Origin of the sequence: Clostridium sp. YIM B02500 (assembly GCF_022324665.1) — a bacterium.
Classification (GTDB): Bacteria; Bacillota; Clostridia; order Clostridiales; family Clostridiaceae; genus Clostridium; species Clostridium beijerinckii.
On record NZ_JAKGTE010000002.1, the window covers coordinates 126,506 to 149,026 of the forward strand.

At 27.9% G+C, this 22,521-nt stretch carries 19 protein-coding genes and 2 pseudogenes; 15 read left to right on the forward strand and 6 right to left on the reverse strand.

Annotated features, from left to right (window positions below; genetic code table 11):
- Positions 1-1,086, reverse strand: coding sequence for a DNA sulfur modification protein DndB (dndB, locus tag L1S46_RS01755; protein WP_171788231.1), 1,086 nt, complete (start codon positions 1,084-1,086; stop codon positions 1-3).
- A gap of 195 nt (positions 1,087-1,281) precedes the next feature.
- Between dndB and L1S46_RS01760 the strand changes: the two genes are divergently transcribed.
- Positions 1,282-2,235, forward strand: coding sequence for a hypothetical protein (locus L1S46_RS01760; RefSeq protein ID WP_171788232.1), 954 nt, complete (start codon positions 1,282-1,284; stop codon positions 2,233-2,235).
- 352 nt (positions 2,236-2,587) lie between these two features.
- On the opposite strand, the gene L1S46_RS26265 is transcribed toward L1S46_RS01760, so the two are convergent.
- Positions 2,588-2,713 (reverse strand): hypothetical protein, encoded by a 126-nt coding sequence (locus L1S46_RS26265; protein ID WP_275298948.1) that lies wholly within the window; start codon positions 2,711-2,713, stop codon positions 2,588-2,590.
- Between the two features lie 253 nt (positions 2,714-2,966).
- Between L1S46_RS26265 and L1S46_RS01765 the strand changes: the two genes are divergently transcribed.
- From L1S46_RS01765 to L1S46_RS01785, 5 genes and pseudogenes are all read left to right on the forward strand, one after another.
- Positions 2,967-3,227, forward strand: a complete 261-nt coding sequence (locus L1S46_RS01765) for a hypothetical protein (RefSeq protein ID WP_238898980.1) — start codon at positions 2,967-2,969, stop codon at positions 3,225-3,227.
- 191 nt (positions 3,228-3,418) lie between these two features.
- On the forward strand, positions 3,419-4,075 hold the full coding sequence (locus L1S46_RS01770; protein ID WP_171788234.1) for a leucine-rich repeat domain-containing protein: 657 nt from the start codon (positions 3,419-3,421) through the stop codon (positions 4,073-4,075).
- A gap of 105 nt (positions 4,076-4,180) precedes the next feature.
- Positions 4,181-4,744, forward strand: a pseudogene (locus tag L1S46_RS01775) (Rpn family recombination-promoting nuclease/putative transposase); the annotation flags it as partial.
- Positions 4,745-5,051: 307 nt separating this feature from the next.
- Positions 5,052-5,534, forward strand: a complete 483-nt coding sequence (locus tag L1S46_RS01780) for a DNA-deoxyinosine glycosylase (protein WP_238898983.1) — start codon at positions 5,052-5,054, stop codon at positions 5,532-5,534.
- Positions 5,535-5,824: 290 nt separating this feature from the next.
- A pseudogene (locus tag L1S46_RS01785) lies at positions 5,825-7,391 on the forward strand (AAA family ATPase).
- Positions 7,392-7,643: 252 nt separating this feature from the next.
- On the opposite strand, the gene L1S46_RS01790 reads toward L1S46_RS01785, so the two are convergent.
- The 3 genes from L1S46_RS01790 to L1S46_RS01800 form a co-directional block, all read right to left on the reverse strand.
- Positions 7,644-9,413 carry an ABC transporter ATP-binding protein gene (locus L1S46_RS01790; protein WP_238898985.1) on the reverse strand — a complete coding sequence of 590 codons (1,770 nt, stop codon included), beginning with the start codon at positions 9,411-9,413 and terminating at the stop codon, positions 7,644-7,646.
- A 1-nt stretch (position 9,414) separates the two neighbouring features.
- Complete coding sequence (locus L1S46_RS01795) at positions 9,415-11,148, reverse strand: ABC transporter ATP-binding protein (RefSeq protein WP_171788237.1); 1,734 nt, start codon at positions 11,146-11,148, stop codon at positions 9,415-9,417.
- A 395-nt stretch (positions 11,149-11,543) separates the two neighbouring features.
- Complete coding sequence (locus L1S46_RS01800) at positions 11,544-11,735, reverse strand: hypothetical protein (RefSeq protein ID WP_207716477.1); 192 nt, start codon at positions 11,733-11,735, stop codon at positions 11,544-11,546.
- Between the two features lie 189 nt (positions 11,736-11,924).
- Between L1S46_RS01800 and L1S46_RS01805 the strand changes: the two genes are divergently transcribed.
- Together L1S46_RS01805 and L1S46_RS01810 are read left to right on the forward strand one after the other, a co-directional pair.
- Entirely contained in the window at positions 11,925-12,242 is a 318-nt protein-coding gene (locus L1S46_RS01805; protein WP_012058997.1) for a nucleotide pyrophosphohydrolase, read from the forward strand.
- Positions 12,243-12,563: 321 nt separating this feature from the next.
- Positions 12,564-13,733: a GGDEF domain-containing protein gene (locus tag L1S46_RS01810; protein ID WP_238898987.1), complete on the forward strand. Its 1,170-nt coding sequence runs from the start codon at positions 12,564-12,566 to the stop codon at positions 13,731-13,733.
- A 219-nt stretch (positions 13,734-13,952) separates the two neighbouring features.
- Here L1S46_RS01810 and L1S46_RS01815 read toward each other — a convergent pair whose 3' ends face one another.
- Positions 13,953-14,162, reverse strand: a complete 210-nt coding sequence (locus L1S46_RS01815; protein WP_023976494.1) for a cold shock domain-containing protein — start codon at positions 14,160-14,162, stop codon at positions 13,953-13,955.
- A gap of 485 nt (positions 14,163-14,647) precedes the next feature.
- Between L1S46_RS01815 and L1S46_RS01820 the strand changes: the two genes are divergently transcribed.
- The 7 genes from L1S46_RS01820 (at position 14,648) to L1S46_RS01850 (ending at position 22,471) form a co-directional block, all read left to right on the forward strand.
- Positions 14,648-16,369: a methyl-accepting chemotaxis protein gene (locus L1S46_RS01820; RefSeq protein WP_238898988.1), complete on the forward strand. Its 1,722-nt coding sequence runs from the start codon at positions 14,648-14,650 to the stop codon at positions 16,367-16,369.
- A gap of 392 nt (positions 16,370-16,761) precedes the next feature.
- On the forward strand, positions 16,762-18,333 hold the full coding sequence (locus L1S46_RS01825; protein ID WP_238898991.1) for an ATP-binding protein: 1,572 nt from the start codon (positions 16,762-16,764) through the stop codon (positions 18,331-18,333).
- 10 nt (positions 18,334-18,343) lie between these two features.
- Complete coding sequence (locus tag L1S46_RS01830) at positions 18,344-18,619, forward strand: SDR family NAD(P)-dependent oxidoreductase (RefSeq protein ID WP_238898993.1); 276 nt, start codon at positions 18,344-18,346, stop codon at positions 18,617-18,619.
- A 240-nt stretch (positions 18,620-18,859) separates the two neighbouring features.
- Positions 18,860-19,123 carry a hypothetical protein gene (locus L1S46_RS01835; protein ID WP_238898994.1) on the forward strand — a complete coding sequence of 88 codons (264 nt, stop codon included), beginning with the start codon at positions 18,860-18,862 and terminating at the stop codon, positions 19,121-19,123.
- A gap of 782 nt (positions 19,124-19,905) precedes the next feature.
- Positions 19,906-20,376: a response regulator gene (locus tag L1S46_RS01840; RefSeq protein ID WP_077830105.1), complete on the forward strand. Its 471-nt coding sequence runs from the start codon at positions 19,906-19,908 to the stop codon at positions 20,374-20,376.
- Between the two features lie 39 nt (positions 20,377-20,415).
- A complete protein-coding gene (locus L1S46_RS01845; RefSeq protein ID WP_238898995.1) occupies positions 20,416-20,703 on the forward strand; it encodes a DHHW family protein in 288 nt (95 codons plus the stop codon).
- Between the two features lie 376 nt (positions 20,704-21,079).
- Positions 21,080-22,471: an MATE family efflux transporter gene (locus L1S46_RS01850; protein ID WP_077830106.1), complete on the forward strand. Its 1,392-nt coding sequence runs from the start codon at positions 21,080-21,082 to the stop codon at positions 22,469-22,471.
- Positions 22,472-22,521 lie beyond the last annotated feature (50 nt).

Below are 22,521 nucleotides of genomic sequence, written 5' to 3' on the forward strand. Positions count from 1 at the left end.
TCAGCCTTCCTTTTTGCAGTCTTTTTCTAATTTCAATTCGTCATTAGTTAAAGTTACATTCAATTTCATTTTTATTAAGTTATTCGTTAATCTTACATATGTAGCACTCTTAACAATTCTTCCATTGGGGCCTATGACTCTATCTTGCCAATCCTCTAAATTAGATCGATGCCAATCTATCTGTCTTATATTAGAAAGAATTTGTTTCCAGTTTTCGTGATTATTTTTATATAAATAATTACCTACTAGTCCTAAAGATTCAAGAACGACTCCGTTAGAACTTATGTAATCACTCCTAAATTTATGAGGGCTTAACTCTTTATTAAACACAAATTGCCATTCTTTCATGCTTTTACATAAAATATTCCAAAATTCATTTACAAAAACAGCTGTGTTCGAGTCGTTTAAGTTTAATTTACTTACGAGTTTTTTATTTGTCTCATTTATGCTGCTCAAAGTAAATAGCTTTGGTGAGAACTTTGGTAAAGATGGATTTTCTTTATCCGTAAAGTGCATTAAATGTTTGTTTTCTTCTAAAAGGGATTTAGTAATCATAGCAATAGGGTCTCTTGAGTCGTACAAAATCCCGATTGATTTAGATACATTAACAGCATGTTTATTTAAATCAGCAAATATTTGCTGGCTGCGCTTTAATCCTTCATCTATAAATAAAACAACTGAAATTGTTTCATCTCCAAGCTTAGGGTCAGCTTTTATAGCTTCCTCGATAGCAGCGCGTCTATGTTGACCGTCATTAATTAACAGTCTACTATCCATAGAAACCTTTAAAACTCCAATTTTTTCATCAAGATCCTTATTGATAGGTTCAAAATCAAATTCACCATCTATTGAAGCAGTTACTGATGAAAAAACATAGTCATTAGGGTTGTTAAGTATATAAGATGCCATTTCTGGAATTCTAGCCTTATTTAAAATTCTTTGAGCCCTGTGTTCTGGAGGTAGATCATCTTCATTGAAAAGAAATAATTTTGATAAAATTGATAATGGACACATTATCACAAAAAAATCTCTATTTGCTTGTTTCCCTTTTACAGATGGAAAAGAGTAGTTAAAGTTACTTTTCATGGTTCCTCCTACGTACGTATAAATCTATATTTTCATTATATTACGTACGTAGAGGAAAGTAAAGATATTTTAAAAAAATGGGAACTAATGTTTGTAAAATGATCGTAATAAATGTTATAATTTTCATGGTAAAGAAAAATAACGTATATTTTGTAATAACATATGCTAAAGCACACAATAAGAAAAGGAGTTATTATGGGAAATTCACACATAAGTAAAAAGAAAAAACGCAAAAGAAAATTTAATAATAAGTTCTCAAATTTAAATAGTGAGAAGTTGCAAGGAAAGAAAGAAAACCCTATTAAAAAAATAATAAAAAATTTTATTACATTAATTAAAAGCTATTACAATGATGTCTTAAAAGTTGATAAAAATGCTGATTCTATTTTTCATTTAATTATTGGAATTGTATTTACTATAATTTCAATTGGAATGGCATTTATTTACTATTTTTATGGTAGAAATCTAGAAGTCAATAATTTTATTTTGAAAATAATTTATTATTTAATATTGTTCATGTTTGTTTCAAGTATGTATATAATAAAAATAAATCGTTATGCTCGAAAACATATTGCGACAAGAAAAAAACTAAAAAAAACAATTATATATTTTGTATATAGTATAGTATTATTTCCGTTAATTCTTGTGTTTTTAATTCTAAGTTTATTTACTAATGGGTTGAGACTTGATAAGTTATTTAAAAATAGTATGTATTTAATTACTTTTGCAGTTTTAGGAGTAAGCACCAGTATATGCTTGATTTTGTTAATTGGTCAGTTTTTTGGAAATACATTATCAACATATTGGTTTGCGTCAACTAAAACATTAAGATATTTTTTGACATTTATTTTTTTTAGTACAATAAATTATGTGATTATTTTAATGTTCAAATTTTTATTCTTTTTTAAAAAAAAGAGTGCTAAGAAAGAAGATAAAAAAATCTTAGATAAAGAATTAGAAATGGTAAACAAGCAATTTTGTTTATTTAAATACTATGTAATAATAATTGTGACATTTATATTAAAAGCATGTGAATTTACTGATTCTAATACTAATTCATGGGTAGATGCTTTGTTTTATTCAACTAGTTTATTTACATTAATTAGGACAACTTTAAATTTATATGAACAACAGAGTAAAAGAAATTAGTGAATATACATTAAGTATGGGATCTTATAGAAATGTATTTTGATGAATATTATAAATTTTTAACTAATGAGATTGTGCTTTACTAAAAACTCCAACTAGAATTTGAGTTTAAATTGAAAAGTGTGTTTCACTGTATACCAGACAAAGAGAACACCTTATCATTTTTGATCATGTTATTTATGAAATGTCTGGAAGTTTATTCATAATGTATGTACATTTACATAATTAATAGATGAAAATGTATTTACTTCTTTAGAGGTATATTCTTATTAAAAATTCTTATCCCCAAATTAAGTTGAGGTCACCTAAAAACAAAACCATTCGTAATTTTATAAGAAATATCAGGTACAGGTTAAAGTAAAATTGTAGAGTTATTTTTAAAGTTTCTTGTAGCTACAGAAGAAGATAAAAGATTTAATTTATTTCCAGTAAAACCTGGTTGGTCAGATAGTACAGATCTTTTAGGTTTTAGAAACATTGAAGGAAAATTCACCCCTGGAATAATAACCTAGGTTTGTTATGACGCAGGGATATTTTGGTATGGGAAAATTAAGAATATTGACATAATAAAAAGAAGTGAAATACATGAGCTGCCAAAGGCTGATGAAAGTCTATATTATAGGTTTGAGATTGAAGCGTGGTATAAGCTTCAAAATAAAATAGAAATATCAAATCAGTCTATTAGAAACTTTATATATACAACTTTGTATCTACTACATAATTCAAAGAAAGTGGCACAACTATGTATTAAGACAAAAGATGAATTTAGGCTATTCATGGAGCTAAATACACGTTATAGTGAAATATCCATTGAAACAGATAATAGTATTGACGATGAAAGTAAGATCAAAGCTTTTAATATTGAAGATGTGAAAATTATTGTTGATGATGAAAATATAATGAGTATAATAGGAGAAAATGTAATTAGAGTTTCTAAAGATGAGTTTTTGAAGAGGCCTGTGAAGTGCATTAAGGAGCTTTTAAGAAGATAAGATTTGAATTCCTAGAAGTACTATTGATAAGGAATTAGCGGAGGATTCAGTGAAAATACTAGAATCTAGAAGGAAGATATAAAAAATAAATAAATCTCCTGTTTTATGATACTGTCGAATATTATTGGTAATTATGTTAAAATATAATAGAACATTAATTTAAAATGAAGTGGTAAAAAGTGGGGGAGAATATGAAAAAGTTAAAATTGACAAAAGTAATAGCTAGTGTATTAATAGTAGCTTCAGTATTATTATTAAATCCAATAGGTGCAAGTGCAGAATGGCAACAAAATTCTAATGGCTGGTGGTATTCAGAAGGTGATTCATGGGCTAAAGGTTGGAGATATATTTCTGGAAACTGGTATTATTTCGGTACTTTTGGATATATGGAAAAGAATCAAGATGTAGATGGCTGGTATTTAGATGATAATGGAGTTGGGATAGAATGTATTAAAGCTGGGGATTTTGATATTCTTAAGTCAACTAGCGGAATTGTAAAATTTAATAGAAATGTCCCTTGGGGTCCAGGAAAAACTGGTATTCCATTAGTTATACCAGGAAAAATAGGAGATATTGAGATAAAAAGCATAGGAAATAGAGGATTTTATAATTGTGAGTTTTTAACAGATGTAACAATTCCAGATAGTGTAACTAGCATTGGAAATAGTGCATTTGAAAGGTGTGTTAGTTTAAAAAGGATAATAATTCCAGATAGTGTGGAAAGTATAGGACGTGATGCATTTGATGAGTGTGATGAGGCGGTGTTTTATGTTAATAGTGAAAAAACAAAACAATATTTAATCAAGTATGGTATATCCCCAAGTAGAATTATATTAAATACTAAATGATGCTCATTAACTAGATTTATATTGGAAGGAATTGCTGATTTTAAGCAATTCCTTTTAAAATTTAAAGAAAAGGTAAAGGTAAAAAGATGAATAAAACTTTAAACTAAAAGGTTTCAATATTATCAAGGAAACATTGATTTAGACCTAATAAGTAAAGGTGAAGATTATAGAAAACTAGCAAAAAGTTATATTATATTTATCTGCACATTTGATTTATTTGATAAAGGACGTCATAAATATACTTTTCAAAATATGTGCTTAGAAGATAGTAGTATAATGTTAAACGATGAAGCTCAGAAAATAATATTAAATTCCAAAGGAATTATGAATGATTTAAGTAATGAGCTACTAGAATTCCTTGCTTATGTAGAAGATTCAACAGATGATAAGGTAAAGCATACTAAAGGAAATCTTGTTAAGAATATACATAGAAGAGTGAAGGAAGTTAAAAGTGATATTTTAATGGAGGTGCACATTGTGAAAAAGTGCGAAGCACAATCAAGAGCTTACATGACTTTGTTGGAAAGAGATAGAGAAAAAATTGAAGAGGGCAGAGAAGAAAAAGCTTTAGAAATAGCAAAAGAAATGTTAAAAGATAATGAGCCAATAGAGAAAATAATTAAATATTCAAAACTCAGTAAAGAAGAAATATTAAAAATTAAAATTTAAAGTATAATAATGTATACTATAATAGCATATGATTTTAGGCGGTAAATTAATAAAAACTTGATTTACTGCTTTTTCATATGTACCAATATGATATAACTTTACATAAGTAAAATATCAGATAATTACAGAATTCTGTTAAGAGGGCAAAACTTGTATGATTCTAAATGGAGTTAAAAAGTTATATAAAGAAAAAGCTTTTAAAGTAAGGGGGAATTTAATAAAAACATTTATAGGATACTTAAATTCACCGCTATAAAATGAAAAAAGATAAATAGTAACTCTTTTAAGTATGAAAGGAAGGAATAGTATGTCACAAGTAAAGCAGATACTTGAACCTATTTATGATGGAAAATCAAGGATATTAATACTTGGTACATTTCCATCAGTTCAATCAAGAGAATCTCAATTTTATTATGCCAATGCTAGAAATAGATTTTGGAAAGTAATAGCAGGAATTTTTGATTGTGATGAAGCTAATACAACTTTTGACAAGAAAGATATGCTTTTAAATAATGGGATTGCGCTCTGGGACGTAATAGAAAGCTGTGAAATCACAGGATCAAGTGACAGTAGTATTAAGAATGTAGTACCAGCAGATCTATCTATTGTATTGAATAATGCTAGCATTGAAAAGATATATGCAAATGGTGACAAGGCTTTTAAGCTTTACATGAAATATACATATCCAATAATAAAAAGAGATATTATAAAGTTACCTTCAACTAGTCCTGCTAATGCTAAATTTACATTAGATAATCTTATAGATTATTGGAAATGCATAAAAGAGTAAATGCAGTAAAAAATGATATTTCAGTGTAAGTACCCACAGTGCTTTTGTTAAAAACATAGATGAGATAAAAGTTGATAGTATAGGAATCAGTAATATAGATGAATTAAATATTCTTTTAAAGGAATATGGGTTTGAATAAAAGTTTTTTACAATTTAAGAATAAAAAAAGTTAAGAAGATTAGAATGAAAAAAATTTTAGTTTCTTAATATATGGTATAATAACTACTATATAAGTGGTTCGGGTATCAATGAAAAAAATAGAATACAACTACGGAAAAGAGGTGTTGATTTTGAACAGAAGATTTAATACAACAGGTGTTTGCATTCCTCATTTGCATTATATGGTTGATATAACAAATAAGCTAACTCAAATAAAAAATATGGTTTATAGAGGAGATTATTTTGTTATAAATAGACCAAGGCAATATGGAAAAACTACTACAATGTATATGTTAGAATAAGAATTGAAAGATGAATATTTAGTTTTAAGTATTAGTTTTGAAGGTTTAGGAGATTTAATATTTGAGGAAGAAAAAACTTTTTCTAAAACAATATTAAAAATCTTCGGAGATAGTATCCAGTTTAATTACCAAGAATATTCATCTAAACTTTATGAAATGTCTGAAGATATTAATGATTTAAATGCTGTGTCAAAAGCTATTACAAATTTCTGTAGAATTGCTGACAAAGAGATTGTACTGTTTATTGATGAAGTTGATAAGAGCTCTAATAATCAGTTGTTTATGAGCTTTTTAGAAATGCTTAGAAATAAATTTTTATTAAGGCAACAGGGTAAAGATAAAACCTTTTATTCAGTAATTCTTGCTGGGGTGTATGATATTAAGAATTTGAAGCTTAAAATCAGACAAGATGACGAAAAAAAATATAATAGTCCTTGGAATATAGCAGTAAATTTCAATGTAGATATGAGTTTTAATTCAGATGAGATAAGCACAATGTTAAAAGAATATTCAGAAGATAAAAATGTAACAATTAGTATTAAAGAAATTTCAGAAATAATTTATTTTTATACAAGTGGTTACCCTTTTTTAGTAAGCAGACTTTGTCAGATAATTGATGAAAATCAATTATTATGGAATGAAGAAAATATTAATAGATCAGTAAAGGAATTACTACAAGAAAATAATACACTTTTTGATGATTTAGTAAAAAATATTGAAAATAATAATGAATTTAAAGACTATATATTTGATTTAATAATCAATGGGACGGAAAAGACTTTTAATATTCATAATCCACTTATTAATTTAGGAGTTATATATGGATATTTAAAAAATATAGATGGAAGAGTAAAAATATCTAACAGAATATTTGAGCAAATGCTTTATAATTATTTCTCTTCCAAGCTTGAAAATAAAACAGATATGTCAACTTATAATTTTAAAGAGAATTTCATAATTGAAAATGGATTAGATTTTGAAAGGATACTTCTAAGATTTCAGCAGTTTATTAAAGAACAATACAGTTCCATTGACTCAAAATTTATAGAACGTGAGGGTAGATTACTATTTTTAGCATTTATAAAACCAATAATAAATGGTGTAGGGTTTGATTTCAAAGAAGTACAGATTTCTGAAGAAAAGAGACTTGATATAGTAGTTAGTTATCTTTCAAGTAAGTACGTAATTGAACTTAAAATATGCCCAGATAAAAAAAGCGCGGAGCGCAACTAAGATCATTTCACATAAAAAAAGATTAAATCAGCTTAAAGACTATCTAGATATTCAAGGGTTAGATAAGGGATATCTTGTTGTTTACAATTTTAATAAAGATAAAGAGTATAAAAAAGAAATAATACACTATGAAGGAAAGGAAATATTTGTGGCGTTTGTATAGATAGTGAATAGTTATTAGTAATTTTTGCAGAGCAGTATACTATTTAAAGATGAATAGTGAAGCTATGACTAAAAGGTTTAATACAACAGGCGTATGTGTACCTAAAAAGCATTATATGGTAGATATATCAGGAGGAATTGAAAAAAGAGCTTAATTTAATATGTTTTTAACTTAGCTAACTCCTAAATGAGTTAGCTAAGTTATTTATTTTGTTATCTTTTTTTAGTCAGTTTTTAGATGCCTTGAAGTTTTTTAAGCATCCTGCTTTAGGAAGCTGTATTGAGCTGAATACAGTTTATAATAATAGCCATGATTTCTAAGGAGCTCATCATGAGTACCTGACTCAACTATTCTGCCTTTAGAAAGTACAAAAATTTTATCACAATCTCTTATTGTAGAAAGTCTATGAGCTATTACTATTGAGGTTCTTCCTTTCATAAGCTTTTTTATACCTTCTTGAACTAATAATTCAGTTTCAGTATCTATATTTGCAGTTGCTTCATCTAGTATTAGTATTCTTGGATCTGCAATTAAAGCTCTTGCAAAAGCTATTAATTGTCTCTGACCAAGGGATAGTCTTGAGCCTCTTTCATTTACATCAGTATCATATCCCTTTTCTAGTTTTTCGATAAACCCATGAGCATTAACTGCCTTTGCAGCTTGTATTATCTCTTCATCTGTAGCGGTTAATTTACCATAGCGTATATTTTCTTTAATTGAGGTTGAAAATAAAAATGAATCTTGAAGCATTATACCCATTTGGCTTCTTAAGCTTTCAACAGTGACGTCTTTTATATCTAAATCATCAATTTTTACACAGCCAAAGGTAGGGTCATAAAATCTGCTAATTAAATTAGTTATGGTTGTTTTTCCTGCACCAGTTTCACCAACTAAAGCTATTTTCTCGCCAGCTTTTAATTTAAATGAAGTATTCTTAAGTGCTGGAATATCAGCATTAGTATAAGAAAAAGTAACATGATCAAATTCAATATCTCCTTTAATTTGAGGGAGAGCCTTAATTGATGCTTCATCTACAATATCGCTTTTGGTATCTAAAATATCAAAAATTCTTTCGCCAGCAGACATACTGGTAACAAAGGCATTATAAAATGAAGAGAGATTTATTATAGGTCTCCAAAGCATTTCAATGTACATAAAAAATGCCATTAAAGTACCTAAGCTTAAATTTCCTTGTTTGCTTAACAAATATCCAGAGCCGAGTAGAATTACCATACTTAAACCACGGAAGGAAGTCAAAAATGGCCAAAAGAAATCTTGAGTAAATACAGCAGTCATAAAACCTTTTGCATGATTTCCAATATGGCTGTCAAATTTATCTTTAGCGTAGTATTTTCTGCTAAAACCTTGAATTACCTTCATTCCTGATAAAGATTCATGAGTGTATCCAATTAAAGAAGAACGATGTTCTCTAAAAATTTTCCATTTATTATCTGCCTTAATCTGAATGTAGAACATTGCAAATAATAATAAAGGCATTGTAATTAAGCAAATACCAGCAAGCATTGGATTTAATATAAGCATTAGACAAATTACAAGTATAATAGTAAAAACGTTAGGAATTAAATTTACAATGCTATTATTTAATAAATTTTGAAGAGCATTTACATCTCCAACAACTCTTGAAATAATCTTTCCAACGGGTCTATTATCAAAAAAGTTAAAGCTTAAAGTCTGTATATGAGTATATAAGCTATGTCTAATATCCACTAAGATTTGATTGGTAATCTTAGACATGGCGATAGTTCTGATTCCAGATAAAATCATTGAAAATACATTCATAAGTATTAACCCACATCCAAGAAGAAATAAAGCTTTAACATTTTTTTCTGCAACAAAAGTATCTATAGATATTTTCATTAAATAAGGGGTAACTGAATTACAAGCCATTACAATAAGTAAAAGTAAAATTACAAGAGTAACTTTCAGTTTATAAGGTTTAACATAGGTTAATAGTCTTTTTACTATTTGAATCTTAGATGATTCGTGTAAAATATCATTCATATTAATTCGCCTCCAATGTAAGTGCTTCAAAATCTTGAAATTGGTGAGAATATACACTATGATAGTAGCCTTTAGCCTTTACTAAACTTGAATGATCGCCTTTTTCTACAATTCGACCATCTTTCATAAAGAGAATTATATCAGCGTCTTTTACACCAGATATCCTATGGGCAATTATAAAAGTAGTTGCTCTTTTCTTATCATTTTTTAGATTTTGAAGAACTTTAAATTCAGTTTCCATATCAAGGGCAGAAGTTGAATCATCTAAAATTAAAATAGGTGATTTTCTTAATATTGCTCTTGATATAGCAAGTCTTTGTTTTTGTCCTCCTGATAGGCCAAGACCTCTTTCACCAATAATGGTATCAAAACCTTCTGGCATTTCTTTAATAAAGGAGTAAGCAGCGCTATCTTTAACAGCTTTAATTAAAGCACTTTCAGATTTATCACTTCCAAAGTCTATATTGTTTTTTATTGTATCTGAAAATAAGAAAGTATCTTGAAATACAACAGACATATTAGCTCTTAAAGTTTCTAAGTTCCAGTTCTTAACATTGACGTTATCAACTAAAATTTCTCCTTTAGTCACATCGTAATACCTGCCTATTAGAGAAAGTAATGTACTTTTACCACATCCAGTGGTACCCATTATTGCAACAGTACTTCCGTGAGGAATATTTAAATTTATATCATGAAGTACTTCAACATTGTTATAAGAAAAGCTTACATTTTTAAATATAATATCTCCTTTAACTTCAGTAGGGTTATAACCATTTTCCTTGGAAGTAATTTCAGAATTTCTATCTAAAATATCAGTAATTTTACTCATAGAAGCCTTATTTTGTGAAAGTAAGTTAATAAAAAAACCTAAATTCTTTACACACCAAGAAAGATTAAAAATATAACTAGTAAATGCTACTAAACTACCAAAACTTAAATTTCCTTGAATACATAAATAACCACCATAAACAATCATTAAAATTGGTGCAGCGTTTGTTAAAAGTTCAATTATAGGACCATAAGTCCCAACTATTTTTGCTTGCTCAACATTTAAATCAAAGAATTTTTTGTTAACTTTCAAAAAATTTGATATTTCATATTTTTCACGAGCAAAAGCTTTTACAAGTCTGATACCAGAAACATCCTGCTGAACTATAGAGTTTATTTCGGCTGTTTGGTCACTAATTTGTGAATATACAGTCCAGAACTTCTTGTCCATAATTGTTCCAATATAAGCAACAGGTAATAAAACAAGTAAGCAGATAATCGTTAAAGTTTTATTTATATTAAACATTATAAAAGCAGAAACTGAAAAAAGTATTATTGCTTCCAATAGCAATCTCAGTCCAAAGGATAGAGTGTCCCATACTACATCCACATCTTCAATAATTCTCGAAAGTAATTCACCAGTGTTATTATTATCGAAAAAAGAGAATTCAAAAGACTGAAATTTAGAGTATAAATCTTGTCTCAATTTTTTACACACTATAAGAGCAAATTTATCGAACAAATACTCATTTAAGTAAGAAAATAAACCATGAATTAGTGCAACTGAAACAACAACTATTAAAAATATAATTAAATAATTATCCATATGACCAAGAATTATATTATCAATAAATATCTTTTGAAAGTAAGGATAAGAGCTATCTGCACAGATGGAAACTATCATAGCAAACATAGGCAAAAGTAATAATTTCCATTGTTTTGCAATGTAATTTTTAAATAAGGTCATGAAATTTCCTCCTTTTTGGCATATGATTTCAATAATCTGATAGTTTGATATGCCTAGATATTGCATGATGTTTAAAATTTTAAATTTATAAAGTTTTCAATTAGGCGCATGAAGATAAATAATAAGTTTTGAATGTGCCCTAAGTTAAAAGAAGCAACTTTATAAACCTTTAAACGCAAAAAAGACACAGCTATTCAGAGCTGTGTTCAACGCAAAATAATATAAAAGTTAAACGCTAAAAGTTAATCATAGATATCACATAGCGGTTCTTTCGCGAGGTTTCACAGATGAATAAGTACATGTATTTAATTTTATAAAAGCAATAAATAATATAATTGTATTCATAGTTAAACCTCCTTAAAAAATTATTTTTTAAACATCATGTTGCAAATATACTACAAATTAACAAAAAAGGCAAGGGAATAATTAAATTTAATAGATTCTTTTTTTGTTTCGTTATTAGGGATTTTACCACCTGGGAACCCCCATAGATTTGGTGAATTCATAACAGGAGAGCATAAAGCACATAATATTTCTTTGCTTTCATTTTTAAAAATTCCAGCTACAACAATTATTCTTTTCTTCATTTTTTACATCTCAAGGGTATTTTGCAGGGATAAGAATTATTTTCTCAGAGCTGTGTTCAACACAAAATAATATAAAGGTTAAAAAATAATATGACTCTATAATATTTAGAGATTTTTATGAAATTCATTTTATGTAATATATGCTATAATAAACATAAAAACTGGAAAAGCATAGAAAGAGTGAACAATATGAAAGAAACAATAAATAGAATAAGAAAATTCAGAAATGACAGAGACTGGAGTCAATTTCACACCCCAGCAAATCTATCTAAAGCTATATCCATAGAAGCAGGAGAGCTTCTAGAAGAATTTTTATGGGATGAAGAAAACTATAATAAAGAACATGTTTTAGAAGAGCTGGCTGATGTTATGGTTTATTGTATACATATGGCTGATTCATTAGGAGTAGATTTAGAGGAAATTATAAATAGCAAAATGGATAAAAACGAAGAGAAATATCCAGTAGAAAAAGCTAAAGGTAACAGCAAGAAGTACACAGAGTTATAAAAATCATATTTATAGGCTTAGATTTTCTTATATTTAGAAAATCTAAGCTTTATTTTGCACTGCATCCACATCAATAAAAGAATCAGACCATTTTATAAGAAGAATATTATCAGATTAAACAGATATAGATTAAAAATCTATACAAGCATATTTCATGTGAGAACATGAGGATTCACAAATTGGACTATGGTCTCATGTGTCTTGGATTAATATGTTCTATTTGTATTTTTTGTGGTAAAATGTTATTATAAGTAATTATTTATAAAAATATATCGAAAAATACTTTATAATTATCTTAAAATTTATTAGGAGAACTATCCCATGAATAAATTATTTTTTTTGAAAAAGCTAGATTTAAGCCTTACAGAGGATCAAAAGGCTACTGTTATCAATGATATTAATGTAACTAATCTTGAAAGAATGAAGTTAATTCTTATTATATTTATAATAGTTGAAATTTTATTCATATTATTTAATGATATTCCTTACTTAATAAACCATTCTTCATATATAATTTGGAATGATAGTAAATATTTTATTTTACATTCACTTAATGTGATTGTTTCTTTTATTGGAATTATTCTTATAAAACTATTGACTAAATATAGTAAAAATAAATTTAGAATTATGAATAAGTTATTAATTCCAACTTTAACTATATTAATTTTAAGTTCTATGGCTATGATTAGTGCTTTAGATCAAGCTAAACCCGGGAATGTAAGTAGTGTATTTATTGCTAACCTTATTATATTTAGTAGTATTATAATGTTGAGAGCTCCCTTAAATTTAGCTGTGTATTCTATTCCATTCTTAGCTTATTTAAGTGGACTAGTAATATTTCAGAATGATATTAATTTGTTAGTTACAAACATTATAAATGGTTTTATTTTCTTTTTAGCAATTATTATAATTTCAACAGGAGTTTATAATTCTAATTATGAGAAAATAGCTCAAAACATAATTCTAAGAGAGATTAATACAAAATTGAACTACATATCAAGTCATGATTCATTGACAGAACTCTTAAATCGCTGGAGTTTTAGTAATCATGTCTCTGAAAAAATGAGAATGATTGGTAAATCTAAAAAAATCGCAACTCTTATTTTGATAGATGTGGATCATTTTAAACATGTAAATGATAAATTCGGTCATTCAGTTGGAGATACGGTACTTAAAGAAATAAGTAATATTATAATAAAACATATAAAAACTACAGATTTAGCTACTCGCTGGGGTGGTGAAGAATTCCTTATATTTCTTTTTGAAAGTTCAATTAATGAAGCTTATGTATTAGCTGAAAATATTAGACAAGAAATTCAGAATAAAGTAATTGTAACTGATAAATTCCAAATACAAATAACTGCAAGCTTTGGAATTTCTTTATTAAAAGATAATTTCTCTAAATCCTTTGATACTTCGTTTAAATCAGCAGACGTTGCTCTTTATAAAGCTAAAAATCAAGGTAGAAATCGAATAGTAATAGCATCTTAAGATTCAAATAATACATTTAACTTTCGAAATGCTTATTAGAGGGGCCATAAAGAATTAGGAAAAATATTAACTCTTGACGTTACGACCTAGTGGGTTAACAGTCCTCTTTTGGGAGAACAAAAATTTTAAGTAGATGGAAATATTAAGAGAAAACGTCTCAAAAGAATTCTACAAAGTAAATGATAGAATTCTTTTGAGCCATATATCTAGAATCTTATATTATAATCTTTGAACATTTGTAGCCATAGGTCCCTTTTCGCCACTTTCAATGTCGAAGGTAACACTTTCATCTTCATGCAGATCTTTATCAGGCCCTTTATCTTTAATTTGGGAATGATGTACAAAAACATCATCTCCTTTGTCACAAGATATAAATCCATAGCCTCTTTCTGTATCAAACCATTTAACTACGCCAGTAACTTTAGCCATGAAAAATTCCTCCTTTTGTAATAATTATATTTTATAGTCTTTGTTAAAAGACTGGATTTTAAACATTAAAATAATGTAATAAATCAAAAGTTTAAAGTGAAAAATAATTAACTTTAAGCTTTTTTCGTTTTATATTAAATTCTAATATAAAATTAGAAAAAATGTGTTATAATTATAAACAAAAGAATATTATGGGAAAATAGGTTTAATGTGCAAGATTATTGTCAAATTTTGATAAGCTCATTTTTTATTTGTATTACGGAATAGGATAGATTAGGGGTGATTTGATTTAAAGCAGTTTTTAAACAAATATGATGCTTATTTATTATGGGATATAATTTAACAAAGAAATATATTGAATATGTAATGATAATATAGCAATATACATTCTTATGTCGAATTTGGCAATAAAACAGTACTAAAATATTTTTGCAGAGAGTAATGGTATAAAAAATAGCGAAAATCAATTTGGAGGTGATTTTATTTTGAAATTAAGTAATATCAAAATAAAAAGTAAATTACACTTATTAAGTTCAATACTATTGATCTTTACAGTATTTGTTGGTATTTTCGGTTACATTCAACTAAAAATAAGCAATGATAATATGCAATCAATGTATAATAATAAATTAAATGCAATTAACTGGTTAAATGATAATAGAAATCAGGCAAGGGCAATTGAAGCAGATATGTATTACATAATATTATATCCAGATGATAAAGACAAACAAAATGAAAAAATGAAGGACATTGAAAAAAGAATGAAAATTTTTGATGATAACTTTCAAAACTATAAAAAAGTAGAGTTAGATACGTATGAAGAAGATATGATTATAACTATAGAAAACGATTTGTCAAAATATAGGGAAGGAAGGGTAGAGATATTAAAACTTGCTTTAGAGGGAAAGCAAAAGGAAGCATTAGAAAAGAATGAAGATATTAAAGATGTGGCCAACAATTTTCAAGCAAATTTAAAAGAGTTAGCGCTGCATACTGTAAAAGAAGCCGATGAGATTAATGAGTTAAACAATGAGAATTATAAAAAGATAACATTAATCTTTCTAATATCTATAGCTGTTTCTATTATAGTAGGATATTTGATGTCTAAGATTATCACAAAAAATATAGTTAAACCTTTAGATATTTCAGTTAACTATTTGGACATACTATCAAGTGGAGATTTTACGAGTGAAGTACCTGTGGAATTGAAAAAGAGAAAAGATGAAATAGGAACAATGGCAAAAGCTTTAGATAATATAAATGGAAGCTTAAAATCATTAATTAAAAATATTGTAGAAGAATCAGATAAAATTGAAGAGGTTGTTAACACAGTGAATAATGAAGTGAAAATTCTTAATGGAAATATAGAGGATGTTTCAGCAACTACGCAGGAACTTTCAGCAACTATTGAGGAAACCTCAGCTTCAGCAGAAGAAACTTCAGCAACTTCTCAAGAAATAGGTAAGGCAGTACAATCAATAGCTGAAAAATCACAAGAGGGAGCGATTCAAGCGGGAGAAATAAATAAAAGAGCACAACAAACTAAAGAAAATATTGAAAATTCTCAAAGGACAGCTCATAATACATTTGTAAATACAAAAGATGGACTTGAAAAAGCTTTAGAAAAGTCAAAAGTAGTTGAAGAAATTAATGTACTATCTGATTCAATTATGAAGATAACAGAACAGACAAACCTATTGGCATTAAATGCAGCGATAGAAGCAGCAAGAGCTGGAGAAGCAGGGCGTGGATTTTCTGTAGTTGCAGACGAGGTAAGAAAACTTGCAGAACAGTCAAAAGATACTGTATCAGAAATACAGAAAGTAACAAATAAGGTTAGAGAAGCTGTTAACGATCTTTCATATAATTCAAATAATCTTTTAGAGTTTGTGTCTAAAGATGTAAAGAGAGACTATAGTAATATGATTGAAGTAGCAGGAAAGTATAGTGAAGATGCAAAATTTGTAGATGACCTTGTTATGGACTTTAGTTCAACATCAGAGGAACTTTTAGCATCGATTAATGATATTTTAAAAACTATAGATGGGGTAGCAGAAGCAACAAGCGAAGGAGCAAGTGGAACGGTAGATATAGCAAATAAAGTTTCAGAAATTAGTCATAAATCCAATGAAGTATTAGAACAGGTTACACAAACAAAAGAAAGTGCAGAAAAGTTAAAAGCTGAAATGTCTAAGTTTAAAGTTTAGGGTATATATCTGTGAAAGATGTATCAAAAAAATCATTTGAATGCTTTTGAAAAAAGTCGAGCAAGTAATAAAGTAAATATTAATATTGAGCCTGTAACAAGGCTCTTTTTTTATTTGGAGATTAAGTTATTAGCAGGTCGTTCGTAAACTCTCGACTACAACCTCTGGGGGCCATAAATTATATACTTATAACTACTAAATGTATTTGTGTAAAAATTTTCATCTGTAATCAAAGTAAAAACAAAAAATTAAGATGTCTTTGTGATTATATGTTATAATTATTTTTAGCGAGAAATTATGTAAATATATGAAAGGAATCCAAATTAAGCCTCTCAAATGTTTAATTCTTGCTGTTGAATTTAGTATACATATATTGTCAGGAGAATAGAAAAATGAACTTAAATGTTGATTCAGATAATTTTGAAATAAGTAGAGAGTTACTTATTAAAGTAGATACTGAGGGAGTTATTAAATTTATTTCTAAAAATTGCTATAGAATTTTAGGATTTATGCAAAATGAAATTTTAAATACTAATATTGATAAATTCTTAGGTTATAGATTTGATGAGTTATTATCACGTGAAAGTCTCGAGGCCTTAGTTTTAAAAGAAGATGGCAACCAGTTACTTTTTGAGGTTGTCTCTAAACCTGTTTTTAATGATGATTCTAAAATAGTTGGGACATATTTGTCTCTTATTGATATAAGCAAATATATTCACATTGAAGAGAGATACAATCAATTAATTAAAACATGTGAAAAAACTAAGGACGTTTTTTTTATATTTCAAATTTTACCGAAATTTAAGTTTATATATGTTAACCCTTCGATGCAAGAGACTTTAGGGTATGAACTAGAAATGTACTATACTGACCCTCATTTTGTATTCGAAATCGTTCATCCTGAGGATACCAATATTATGCAATCTAGAGTGGATAAAAACACTGATTTTTCCAAAGATTTTTGTCTAAGATTTAAGCATAAAGATGGGCATTATGTTTGGATAGAGGATTATTTAGTTCCTACATATAATGAAAATGGGGATTTGGTATCTGTATCAGGATTCAGCAGGGATATCACAGAAAGAAAAAAATTAGAAAAAATGCTAGAAGAACAAAATAAATTATTAGAAATGGATGTTACTGCTGAAATAAAGACGAATAAAATCATGGAAAATACATTAAAAAAGCAGGAAGAGTTATTAGTTAATATATCTCACGAACTTAAAACTCCATTAAACGTAATTTCGGCAACGGCTCAGTTATTAGAAATGTATTATATGGATGATTCAATAATAAATAAAAAGGATATATTTATTAAATATTTTAAATCAATAAAGCTAAATACCTATAGGTTATCAAAGCTTATTAACAATATAGTGGACTCATCAAAAATAGAAGCAGGATTTTTTCAACTTAACCTATTAAATGTGAATATAGTTAATGTCGTAGAAGAAATAGTTATGTCAGTAACAAGTTTTGTTAAAATTAAAGGCTTAAATATTATTTTTGACACGGATACGGAAGAGAAGATTATTGCGTGTGATCCAGAAAAAATCGAGAGAATAATGCTAAACCTTATTTCGAATGCTACAAAATTTTCAAATGATAATGGTGAAATATTTGTAAATGTTAAGGATATGAATGAATGGGTTGAAATATCAGTAGAGGATAATGGGATTGGTATTGAAGAGAAAAAAATGGATATTATATTTGATAGATTTGAACAAGCGGATAAATCTTTGTCTAGAAATGCGGAAGGTACTGGTATTGGATTGAGTCTAGTTAAATCTATTGCTCTATTACATGGTGGTAGTATAAATGTTGAAAGTGAATATGGAAAAGGAAGCAAGTTTACTGTGATGCTTCCAGCTGGAGCAGTAGCTAAGGAAAATACGATATATAATAAAAATATTAAAAATAAGGATGAACGCATAAGAATAGAATTTTCAGATGTTTATTTTTAACTTTTGAAATGTGAATGTATTTGGACTTTTAAATGTAATTAGAGCAGTTATACCTTATATGAGAAAAGCGAATTCAGGATATATAATTAACTTATCGTCTTGTGGAGGCTTAAGTGGTTATCAAGGATGGGGATTATATGGCTCAACAAAATTTGCGGTTGAAGGAATAACTGAAACTTTGGTAATGGAACTTGCACCACTTGGAATTCATGCAACAACAATTAACATAAGCCTTTTTTTAGGAGGAATAATCAGAGCCTTACTTAGGGAGACTATAAGAATCTAGAGAAGGAATATGACAAAGAGTGATATTCGGTTTCCATATTTTCAATAAAGCATACCACTCTATATTTTTATCTCATTATATGATACTCTGAATATTATATCTTTTAAATTTTTACAGTAAAAGAAATGTTGGCAGAATTTTTTATAAAAAATAGCTAGAAAGAAAACTATCCTCAGGATAGGCAACACATGTACAATTAAGTGTAAATTATAATAAAAATGGAAATAGGAGTGAGCGCTTATGAATATAGTAGATAAATCGGTTCAGGTGGTTACTAGGACTGATGGAGCAGGCATTGTAAAACCGATATGTTTCTTTATTACAGATAATGATGACAGTGTAGAAGTAATTAATGTCGAAAGGCTAGTTAGAAGGGATAAGGAAAAAATAGGTGGAGATTATATCTATACTTTTACATGTGAAATTATAAAGGATAATATGAAAATGCTTTGCGACCTAAGGTTAAATTTAAGCACAAATGAATGGATCCTTTATAGAATGTAATTAAAAATTATTAGCTAGATTATAGAGCAGGAAAAACTAATTCTATAGAGGGGATAAAGATATTATCTGAAATTGCTACAGGACTATATCTTTCAATTATTTATGAAAGTATTAAATATGAAAAACAAAATAATAACGTATATTTTATAAGCTAATATTTTCTTATATTTAGAAAGTATTAGCTTTAATTACATTTATGAATAAATAATTTTTAATGGTATAATTACTTAGATTTAAAAATAAAGCTACTGCTTTTACATTAACCAAATTTTGAAACAATTATATAATTGCCAATTAATAAAGTGTATTAGAAAAATACTTAGAAATATTTATGAAATTGGCAAACTCAGTCATACTTCCTTGACAAAGGGGTCAGACACCTTACAAAAACTGGAATAGTTTTTATTGCTAAAACCATAGAGAAAAACAAATTTCTATGGTTTTGATTTATATTTTAGTATGTTTCTCCGAAGGAGCGTGGCGAAGCCACTTTTTTATGCCTATGAAGGCTACAAACACATAAAAGGATGTATGGATTTATGTATACTATATTAATATAAAGCAAGTGTGATTATAAAGTTAAAACTATGTATTTTTATACATTTATTTTGCATTGATTAGTTTTGTAGTTATAATAAAATTAGGTATGTAAATATAAAAGATTTTATTTGTAAGATAAACTTGAAATGAAGTAGCAAAATTTGATACTTTTATTAAAGTTAATTATACATTACAATCATTAACTTTAATTAAGTTTATAAGTAAACAAATGGAGGGACGGAATGAATAAAATATTGGTTGTTGAAGATGAAGATATTTTACGTGAAGTTATAGTGGATTATTTAATTGAAGATGGATATCAGGTATTAGAGGCTGCAGACGGAGAAAAAGCTTTAGAGCTGTTTCAATCAAATTCTGTTGAATTAGTTATATTAGACATTGTTCTACCGAAGATTGATGGTTGGTCAGTATGCCGTAGAATACGGAAAAATTCTAGTATTCCTATAATTATGTTGAATGCACGCTCAGATGAGGATGATTCTCTTATGGGATATGAACTGGGAGCAGATGATTATTTAATAAAGCCGTATAGTCCTAGGATTCTAATGGTGAAAGTGAAGCGATTTCTTGAAAAATACTCAGGCACTATGGATGAGATGTTGATATCAGCTGGCGGTATTGTCATGAATATTGGAGCAAGACTTGTTACTGTGGATGGAAATACAATTAATTATGGTCGGTTCAACCTATAACCCATTTATATATTTTAGATTTTAACTTGGAGGATTAATATGCAAATAAATAATAATAAAATTTTTATTCGTATGCAGAATATTGTACCTATGTTTCCGTTTTTATTTATTCTTGCTATGCTTATATTGCATTTGGCTATGCCTACTAAAACCTTTTCCAAAGAAGAAAGACGTTACTTAGGGCAATGGCCTAGTTTTAATACCGAAAAAGTATTAAATGGCAGTTATAAGAATCAAGTTGAATCATATTTTTCAGATCAATTCCATTTTCGAAATTTTTGGGTTCATATTAAGGAAAATTCCAATCAAATTTTAAATGAAAAATGATATGCATTTTTTATTTAAAGTGGGTTTGACAAAGTTTTAAATAAAAATCTTGAAAAATAAAAGCATGGCAAAAACTTTTATTTGAAATAATAAAAAAGCACTTCGATTCTTATAAGACAATTAATAAATTATCTGTAGCAACCTCAGCCCTTCGGACTTCAGAAGAACCCATTGGGGAAACAATGTTTTCCATATACAAGCATTGCACTAATTTATATATTTCGTGCAGTGCTTTTTTGCTAAGGACGATATAGAAAAAACAATATGTTTCTAAAAAAAATAAATACCTAAAAAGTATTTTTTGTTCCTAAATTCTCGGATAATATAAGTTTTTATTATATTGTGATATAGTAAAATTAAAAAAGATTTTGATGGAATGTTTAAATTACATATAAAGCAAGATGGAGAGGAAAAAACTACAATGGAAAAAAATAAAATCACGGATTTAACAACAGGAAATCCTGGTAAACAAATTTTTTATTTTGCATTACCTATATTTCTTGGGAGTGTGTTTCAACAAATGTACAATTTGGCGGATACAGTGATTGTTGGACATACCCTAGGAGAAAATGCCTTAGCAGCTATAGGGTCTACAACCCCACTGTTTGGACTTATTGTTGGCATGGCGGTTGGTATAAATAATGGATTTGCTATTGTGATTGCAAGATATTTTGGAGCAAAAGAGATGCATAACATGAGACAGGCTGTGGCAATGACAGTAATTCTTGACCTTATAATATCAATAGTATTTACGGCTGTTGGAGTAGGTACAATAATGTATCTTCTTAAATTTTTAAATACTCCAGAAGAAATAATAAACGATGCATATGGATATATTGTAATTATTTTAATGTTTATGATTGTTACTATAATGTACAATATGATAGCAGGGGTTCTAAGAGCATTGGGCGATAGCCGTAGTCCACTTATATATTTAATTTATGCTTCAATTCTAAATGTAGTGTTGGTTTTTACATTTATTTTAGTATTTAAATGGGGTGTTAGAGGTTCTGCTTATGCAACTGTCATATCACAAATTGTAGCTGTAATCTTAGGATTTAATCATATTATAAAAAAATGTCCGGAGCTAAAATTATCCAAAGGAGATTTTAAATATGATGGTACTATGGTAATGGAATTAATTACTTCAGGATTGTCTATGGGATTTATGCTATCACTTGTTTCAATTGGTTCAGTTGCACTTCAAGGTGCAATAAACAGTTTTGGTAAGGAAATAATAACTGCACATATGGCGGCAAGAAAAGTTAGTGAAATTTACATGATGCCACTTGGAACATTGGCAACAGCATCAGCCACGTTTGTAAGTCAAAATTATGGGGCAAAGAAATATGAACGGATAAATATTGGACTTAAAAAAACAGTTATCATGGGTGCAATATGGTCAACAATAGTTGTTATAACTGCCTTTGCCTTTGGAACATATATAATAAAATTTTTAACTGGATCAAATGATGCTTTAATTATAGATACAGCAGTAAAATATTTAAGAATTAATACTCCTTTTTATTATGTATTAGCCACACTTCTTATATATAGAAGTACGCTTCAGGGAATCGGAAAGAAATTTACGCCACTTGTTTCTAGTTCAATTGAACTTTTTGGGAAATTTGCAGTTGTAGGATTTTTAGCTCCATCAATGGGTTATTTAGGAGTATGTATATCAGAACCACTTATTTGGATTACATGTGCAATTTTTGTACTTATAGTTTTTTACTCAGATAAAAATTTTAGAGTTGAAATAAAGTAATATAAAAACTAAAAGCCATGGGATAAAAATTATAGAAAAGGAAGAAGAAG